The organism is Streptomyces botrytidirepellens (genome assembly GCF_003721215.1).
In the GTDB taxonomy this organism is placed as follows: Bacteria; Actinomycetota; Actinomycetes; order Streptomycetales; family Streptomycetaceae; genus Streptomyces; species Streptomyces himastatinicus.
The window spans coordinates 1-7,290 of sequence record NZ_RIBZ01000710.1; the positions used below are offsets into that span (position 1 = coordinate 1).

At 72.4% G+C, this 7,290-nt stretch carries 7 protein-coding genes and 1 pseudogene; 1 reads left to right on the forward strand and 7 read right to left on the reverse strand.

Translation table 11 applies throughout. The annotated features are described in order from the left end of the window. On the reverse strand, window positions 1–793 hold a 793-nt coding region (locus EEJ42_RS36535; RefSeq protein WP_148082155.1), incomplete at its 3' end, for a helix-turn-helix domain-containing protein. Window positions 794–992: 199 nt separating this feature from the next. On the opposite strand from EEJ42_RS36535, the gene EEJ42_RS36540 reads away from it, so the two are divergent. Next, window positions 993–1,565, forward strand: coding sequence for a DUF4232 domain-containing protein (locus tag EEJ42_RS36540; protein ID WP_123106492.1), 573 nt, complete (start codon window positions 993–995; stop codon window positions 1,563–1,565). A gap of 81 nt (window positions 1,566–1,646) precedes the next feature. Here the strand turns inward: EEJ42_RS36540 and EEJ42_RS36545 are convergent, their stop codons facing one another. From EEJ42_RS36545 to EEJ42_RS36570, 6 genes and pseudogenes are all read right to left on the reverse strand, one after another. Further along, a complete protein-coding gene (locus tag EEJ42_RS36545; RefSeq protein WP_148082156.1) occupies window positions 1,647–2,282 on the reverse strand; it encodes a hypothetical protein in 636 nt (211 codons plus the stop codon). Between the two features lie 120 nt (window positions 2,283–2,402). Beyond that, the gene (locus EEJ42_RS36550; RefSeq protein WP_123106494.1) at window positions 2,403–3,158 is read right to left on the reverse strand and encodes an SDR family oxidoreductase; all 756 of its coding nucleotides are present in this window, start codon (window positions 3,156–3,158) and stop codon (window positions 2,403–2,405) included. Window positions 3,159–3,162: 4 nt separating this feature from the next. Further along, the gene (locus EEJ42_RS36555; RefSeq protein ID WP_123106495.1) at window positions 3,163–4,905 is read right to left on the reverse strand and encodes an N-acyl-D-amino-acid deacylase family protein; all 1,743 of its coding nucleotides are present in this window, start codon (window positions 4,903–4,905) and stop codon (window positions 3,163–3,165) included. A 29-nt stretch (window positions 4,906–4,934) separates the two neighbouring features. Continuing rightward, on the reverse strand, window positions 4,935–6,053 hold the full coding sequence (locus tag EEJ42_RS36560) for an LLM class flavin-dependent oxidoreductase (RefSeq protein ID WP_123106497.1): 1,119 nt from the start codon (window positions 6,051–6,053) through the stop codon (window positions 4,935–4,937). Between the two features lie 98 nt (window positions 6,054–6,151). After that, window positions 6,152–6,946, reverse strand: coding sequence for an SDR family NAD(P)-dependent oxidoreductase (locus tag EEJ42_RS36565; protein WP_123106496.1), 795 nt, complete (start codon window positions 6,944–6,946; stop codon window positions 6,152–6,154). A 10-nt stretch (window positions 6,947–6,956) separates the two neighbouring features. Beyond that, a pseudogene (locus tag EEJ42_RS36570) lies at window positions 6,957–7,290 on the reverse strand (LLM class F420-dependent oxidoreductase); the annotation flags it as partial.

Sequence of the window (7,290 nt, forward strand, 5' to 3'; positions counted from 1 at the left end):
CGTCCGCGCCGCCGCGGGCGTCCGCACCGCCGCGGGCGGCGGGCTCCCGCGCCGGGGCGGAGGGTTCGCCGGTCTTCGCGCTCCGGCTCCGGGACGGGGAAGGGGAGGCCGACGCGGACGGGGGCTTTTCGTCGGCCCGGACGGTGGTGGCGGGTGCGGTGGTCGGGACGGTGACATCGCCGGCCCACCGGTCCTCGCCGTCGTCCCCGGAGGACGGCAGATTCGCGGCGAGCACGAGGGATCCCAGCACGGCGGCCGTCGCGACGGAGGCGATCAGTGCGGTGCGGCGCCGACCGGGCGTCCGCACGGGTGCGGGCGGGGCGGTGTCGCCGACGACCGGTTCATCGCTCCCACCGGGCTCGGCGGGTCCGGCGGCACGCGCCGGTTCGGCGGGTTCTGCGACGGGCGCCTGTTCAGCGGCAGGCTCCGGGTCAGCGGGTCCGGCGGGTCCGGCAGGTTCGGCAGGTTCGGCAGGTTCAGCGGGTCCGGCTGCGGGTGCCGGTTCCTCGGGCCCCGCTGCCTTACGGCCCCGCGCCGCGTCCGCCAGGATCCACCGCCGGTGCAGCTCGACCAGTTCCTCGGGGGTCGCCCGGCACACCCGGGCGAGCCGCTCGGCCGGTGCGTAGTCGGGCGGCACCGCGCTGCCGTTGCAGTAGCGGTGCAGCGTGGACGTGCTCATGTGTAATCGCTTGGCGAGCGCCCCGTAGCTCAGCCCCGAGCGTTCCTTGAGTCCCCGCAGCAGCTCCGCGAACGCCTCCGCGGCGGTCCCGGTCGCCCCTGATGCCCCTGACACCCGTTCCTCCCCATCCCTGTACGGCCCGGCGCGTCCCATTCCCGCGTCCCAAGCCCCTTACGTTCCCCCTGGTCAAAGCCCGTTTTCGCGTTCCAGTGTCCCAAACTGCCCGGCATTCCTGGCGGTTGGGACGGATCACCCCACAAGCTCCGGTCATCCAAGCACCACACCGACCGCACCACCGAGAGGACTCCCCCACATGTCGCACAACCGGAACCCGCGCACCCGTGTCCTGACCGCCGCGGCGACCGTCGCGGTCGCCGCGCTCTCTCTGACCGCGTACAGCAACGGGGCGAGCGCCCACGCCGAGGGCGCGCGGGCCGCGGGGGCGGCGAAGGCCAAGGCCGCCGTCACCTGCCAGGGTTCCAACACCAAGACGGTCGCGGCTCCCCTGAGCCGCCCGGTGAACCACATGCTGCTGACGGTCACCAACACCGGCAGCGTCCCCTGCAACCTGTACCACTACCCGGCCGTCCAGTTCGGCGAGGCCCAGTCGGTGCCGCCGGTCATCGAGGCCTCGAAGCCGCAGGCCGTCGTCACGCTCGCTCCGGGCGCGTCCGGCTACGCCTCCGTGAACCTGTCGGCCACCGACGGCAGCGGTTCGAACGGCCACACCGAGAAGTCCCTCACCGTCTACTTCCAGGGCCGCACCGCCGACGAGGACGTCCCGTCGGCCGCCCACCCGTCGCTGCCCGCCAAGGGCGTCTACGTCGACGACTCCCTCAAGGTCACGTACTGGCAGCCGACGTTCGAGGACGCCATCATCTGGTAGCCCGGCCGCCGTCCACCAGCGCGACGCGGGGCAGCCGGACCGGCTGCCCCGCGTCACTGATGTCGGGAGTGCGAGCACGACTTACGGCGTCAGCGTGTCCCCGGGCGTCGGGGTCGCGCGCTGAACCCAGGTGCCGCAGGACGTGATCACCGAACCCGTGCGGTTGCAGGTGATGCCGTGCACGGTCCCCGACGTGGTGATGACGTCGATGAAAATGGTGCTGCCCGGGGGGCCGCCGGGGCCGGCGTCGATGGAGATACCGCAGGCGCCCACGGGTACCGCTCCCGACTCGTCGGAGAGGTCGTCCCAGTCGATGTCCCCGCCAGGGGCGGACTCGTCTCCGACGTAGGGGACTCCGAAGCTGACGGCCGCGTAGAAAGCCCCACCGCCGCCGGCTTCCTGACGAACGGTGTCGATCTCGAAGCACCCGTTGGCTCCCGGCCGCGGCGGCTTCGGCTTACCGGGCCTGCCGGGGTCGGCGGCGGGGTCAACGACGGGGTCGGGGTCCATGGGATCCAAGGAGACGGCCCGGTCCGTGGACATGATGGTCGAAGCAGGCAGCGCTTCCGCTTCGAGACCTTGCGCCGCGGCGGGCAGGGCACCCAGGACGCCTGCCAGCGAGACGGCGGTCAGGGTCGTGAGGCCGCCTAGCGCCAGCCGTGTGGGCCGCCATGAGCATCGCACCCGCGGCGATGCGGCCCTGCTGTGAGGACGCATGCAGTACTCCTTTGGACGTGAACCGGGAAATCTCCCGGAAAGCGTTATGTGTCGTGAACTCTTTTCCACCTCCATTCGCACTTTTATGTGATGAACCATCTGATTAGCCCAATGAGACCATCACCGGGGCTGCGTTCCTCCGGGGAATGCCGCGCGGACGCGGCGGCCGCCGTCGACCACCAGGTCGGTGCCGGTGATCCAGGACGCCTCGTCGGAGACCAGCCAGCGGACGGCGCGGGCCACGTCCTCCGGTTCGCCGATGCGGGCCAGGGGGAGGGTGGCGGCGATGGAGGGTTCGTCGGGTTCCCAGACGAAGCGGGCCATCTCGGTGCGGATGAGGCCCGGGGAGACCGCGTTGACGCGGACGCCCGGGGCCAGTTCGGCGGCGAGCTGGCGGGTGAGGCGGAGGAGGGCGGTCTTGCTGGCGCCGTAGGCGCCGACGCCGGGGCCCACGCCGTGGGTGCCCTCGGTGCAGATGTTGACGACCGCGCCGCCGTGGTCGCGCATCCAGGCGCGCCAGGCGGCCTGGGTCAGGCGCAGCGGGGCCTCCACGTTGAGGGTGAAGGCCCTGCGCCAGGCGAGCGGGTCGGCGTCGATCAGGGGGCCGAGCGGGGCGTTCGTCGCGGCGTTGTTGACGAGGATGTCGAGGCGGCCGAAGGCGGCGACCGTACGTGCCACGGCCTCCTCGACGTGCGACGCGTCCGCTGCGTCGCCCGGGCAGGTGAGGGCGTGCGGGCCCAGCTCGCGTACGGCGGAGGACAGGGCCGCGGGGTCGCGGGCCGTCACGCACACCGCCACCCCGTCCGCCGCCAGCGCCTTCGCCACCGCCAGTCCGATGCCGCGCGAGGCGCCCGTGACCAGCGCGGCGCGCCGCACCGGCTCAGCCCCGCGTCGACACGCTGCGCGTGTCCCGGCCCGAGCGCAGGACCGTGCCCGGGATCGCGCCGGTGATCTCGTCGTCGCGGATGGTTTCGACGCCGCCGACGCGGACGCTCACCATGCCCGTCGCCCGGGAGTCCAGGCGGGGGCTGTCGCCGGGGAGGTCGTGGACGAGGCGGGCCCGGCCCGCGTCGATGCGGTCGGGGTCGAAGAGGACGAGGTCGGCGTGGTAGCCCTCGGCGACGCGGCCGCGGCCGCGGAGTCCGAGCAGCCGGGCCGGGTCGTCGGTGAGCATGCGGACGGCGCGCTCCAGCGGGACCAGCTTGCGGCCGCGCAGGCAGTCGCCGATGAAGCGCGTGGTGTACGGGGCGCCGCACATGCGGTCCAGGTGGGCGCCCGCGTCGGAGCCGCCGAGCATGACGTCCTCGTGCTCCCAGGTCTGCCGCCGCAGCTCCCAGCTGGCCGGGTCGTTGTCGGTCGGCATGGGCCACAGGACGGTGCGCATCTCGTCGGCGGCGCAGATCTCCACCAGGGTGTGGAACGCGTCCTGGCCGCGCTCGGCGGCGATGTCGCGGACGACGCGGCCGGTGAGCCCGGCGTTGGCCTCGCTGTACGTGTCGCCGATGACGTACCGCTCGAAGTCGGCGAGCCGCCGGAAGACCCCGGCCTCGGGGCTCTTCGCGCGGCGCAGCATCTCCTCCCGCACGGCCGGGTCGCGGAGCCTGGCGATGCGCTCGGGGATGGGCAGGCCGAGGATGTCGCCCCAGCCCGGGATGAGGTTGAGCGCGCAGAACGTGCCGAGCGACATGTTCATGGGGGTCAGGATGGGCATGGTGAGGGCGACGATGCGGCCGCCCGCCTTGCGGGCGCGCTCGCTCGCCTGGAGCTGGCGCGGGACGCGCTCGGGGACGGCGGCGTCGATGGTGAGGACGTTCCAGTTGAGGGGGCGTCCGGCGGCGGCGCTCATCTCGACCAGCAGGTCGATCTCCTCGTCCGCGAACCGGTCGAGGCAGCCCGCCACGATGGCCTCGATCTGGGTGCCCTCGTGGTCGCCGACGGCCCGGGACAGGGCGAGGAGTTCGTCGGGCCGCGCGTGCCGGGAGGCGACGGGCCGGCCGTCGCCGTCGGCGTGGGTGGAGGACTGCGTGGTGGACAGCCCCCAGGCGCCCGCGTCCATGGCCTCGTGGAGGAGCCGCAGCATCTGGTCCAGCTGGTCGGGGGTGGGCTGTCCGCCGGTCGCGTCGGGGCCCATGACGTGGCGGCGCAGCGCGCAGTGCCCCACCATGAAGCCCGCGTTGACGGCGATCCGCCCCTCCAGGGCGTCGAGGTATTCGCCGAAGCTGTGCCAGTTCCAGGGCGCGCCCTCCTCCAGGGCGACCAGGGACATGCCCTCGACGCGGCTCATCATCCGCCGGGTGTAGTCGGCGTCGCCGGGGCGCTCGGGGTTGAGCGGGGCGAGGGTGAAGCCGCAGTTGCCGCCCGCGACGGTGGTGACGCCGTGGTTCATGGAGGGGGTGGCGTACGGGTCCCAGAAGAGCTGGGCGTCGTAGTGGGTGTGCGGGTCGACGAAGCCGGGCCCGAGGACGAGCCCGGTGGCGTCCTCGGTGGAACGGGCCTGCTCGCCCAGGGTGCCCGGCTCGGCCACGGCGGCGATCCGTCCGTCGCGCAGGCCGACGTCGGCGACGTAGGAGGGCGCGCCCGTGCCGTCCACGACGGTCGCGCCCTTGATGAGGTGGTCGAGCACGGGTGGGGTCCCTTCTGGCGGCTGCGGCCTTATGCCTGGCGGAAGCGGGTCGTGCGGTGCACCGGGTCGGTGTCGATCTTCGGGATGACGTGTTCGCCGATGAGCTTGATGGTGTTCATGGTGTCCTCGTAGCCGATGCCGATCGGCAGCCCGAAGGAGAGCTGGTCGGCCCCGGCCTGTTCCCACCGCTTGCACTGCCGGAACACCTCGTCCGGGTCGCCGCAGATCATCAGCTCCTCGGCGATGAGCAGCTCGATGATCTCCTCGGTGTAGTCGGGGAGGAGTTCGGGCCACTCCGGGATGCCGTCCGGGCGGGGGAAGGTGTCGTGGTAGCGGAACAGCAGCGACTGGAGGTAGTTGAGGCCACCACTGAGCGCGATCTCGACCGCCTTGGCGTGGGTCTCGGCGCAGATCGCGGTCGACGTCACCATGACGTTGTCGTTGACGAAGCCGCCGACCGGGTCGGCGTCCTTGACGGCGTTCTTGTAGGAGTCGAGGACCCACTCCATGTCGGACACCTTCTGGATGGAGAAGCCGAGGACGCCCAGGCCCTTGCGGCCCGCCATCGCGTACGAGGACGGGGAACCGGCCGCGTACCACATGGCCGGGTGGCCGGTGCCGTACGGCTTGGGCAGCACCTTGCGGGGCGGGAGCGACCAGTGCTTGCCCTGGAAGCCCGGGTACTCGTCCCTGAGCCACATCTTGGCGAACTCGCCGATGGTCTCTTCCCAGATCTCCTTGGTGTGGTTCATGTCGGTGACGCCCGGGATGAACCCCAGGATCTCGTGGCTGCCCGCCCCGCGCCCCGAGCCGAACTCGAACCGGCCGCCGGAGAGGTGGTCGAGCATCGCCACCTTCTCGGCCACCTTGACGGGGTGGTTGACCTGCGGGAGGGGGTTGAAGATGCCGGATCCGAGGTGGATGCGCTCGGTGGCGTGGGCGAGGTAGCCGAGGAAGACGTCGTTCGCGGAGAGGTGGGAGTACTCCTCCAGGAAGTGGTGCTCGGAGGCCCAGGCGTATTTGAAGCCGGACCGGTCGGCCTGGATGACGTACTCGGTCTCCTCGATGAGGGCGTGGTGCTCGGCCTCGGGGTCGGCGCGGCGTCGGCGCTCCGGCACGTATCCCTGTACGAACAGTCCGAATTCCAAGGGGGTCACCGCCTCCGGTTTCAATAATCTGACGTACCGTCAGATTGGAGTCCGACCATGGCACCGGGAGGGTGGACCGTCAAGGCCCAGGACAGCCCTCAGAACACCGAGACGCCGCTCAGCCAGCCGCCGTCGACGACGACCGGCTGGCCGGTGATGTACGAGGAGTCGTCGGAGGTGAGGAACAGCGCCAGGCGGGCGACCTCCTCGGGGCGGCCGATGCGGCCCATCGGGACCAGCTTGCGGTAGAGGCCGTCCACCGCCTCCGACGCCTCGGTCACGTCCGCCGCGTCCGCCGCCGGGTCGAGCCGGGCGGGGTTGCTCATGGGGGTGTCGACCGCGCCGGGGCACATCGCGTTGACCCGTATCCCCTTGCCCGCCAGCTCCATCGCGGCCACCCGGGTCATCCCGACGATGGCCGCCTTGGTGGCCGCGTACGAGGTCAGCAGGGCCATGCCGGAGAGCGCCACGTACGAGGCGGTGTTGACGATCGTGCCGCCGCCCGCCGCCGCCAGCTCGGGCGCGACCGCGCGCATGCCGAGGAACGCGCCGACCTGGTTGACCTGGACCACGGACAGGTACTCCTCCAGCGGGGTACTGGTCAGCTCGTTGAAGCGGAGGATGCCCGCGTTGTTGACCAGCCCGTTCACCGCGCCGAAGGCGTCTTTCGCGAACGCCACGGCGGCCGCCCAGTCGTCCTCGCGGCTCACGTCGAGGTGGACGTAGGCGGCGGACTCCGCGCCCAGCTCCTTGGCGACCGCCGCGCCCTGGTCGTCCAGGACGTCCGCGAGCACCACCTTCGCGCCCTCGGCGGCGAACAGCCGCGCCTCCTGCTCGCCCTGCCCGCGCGCCGCACCCGTGACGATCACGACGCGTCCGTCCAGCTTGCCCATGATGGCCTCCTCAGGCGTTCAGGTGCGGGGCGACGTCGGCCGCGAAGGCCGCCATCTGATCGGTCAGTTCGGTGCGGCTCCGGCTGCGGAACCGCACCTGGATCTGGTCCACGCCCATGGCCGCGTACGCGCGCAGGGACGCGGCCAGCTGCTCCGGCTTGCCGGTGAGCGTGCGCCGCCCCACGCGCCAGGGCGGGTCGCCCACGTACAGGGGCTCGGCGATGGCGCCGATCTCGGCGGGCTCCTCGACGCCCGCCGCCTCGCGCAGCGCGCGCAGCCGGGCGATCTGCGCGGGGAGCCGGTCCCGGGGGTCGCCCTGCGGCAGCCAGCCGTCGCCGCGGACG

Coding starts and splice junctions, on each gene's coding strand:
- EEJ42_RS36540 (WP_123106492.1), top strand. CDS start 993: ATGTCGCACAACCGGAACCCGCGCACCCGTGTCCTGACCGCCGCGGCG.
- EEJ42_RS36545 (WP_148082156.1), bottom strand. CDS start 2,282: ATGCGTCCTCACAGCAGGGCCGCATCGCCGCGGGTGCGATGCTCATGG.
- EEJ42_RS36565 (WP_123106496.1), bottom strand. CDS start 6,946: ATGGGCAAGCTGGACGGACGCGTCGTGATCGTCACGGGTGCGGCGCGC.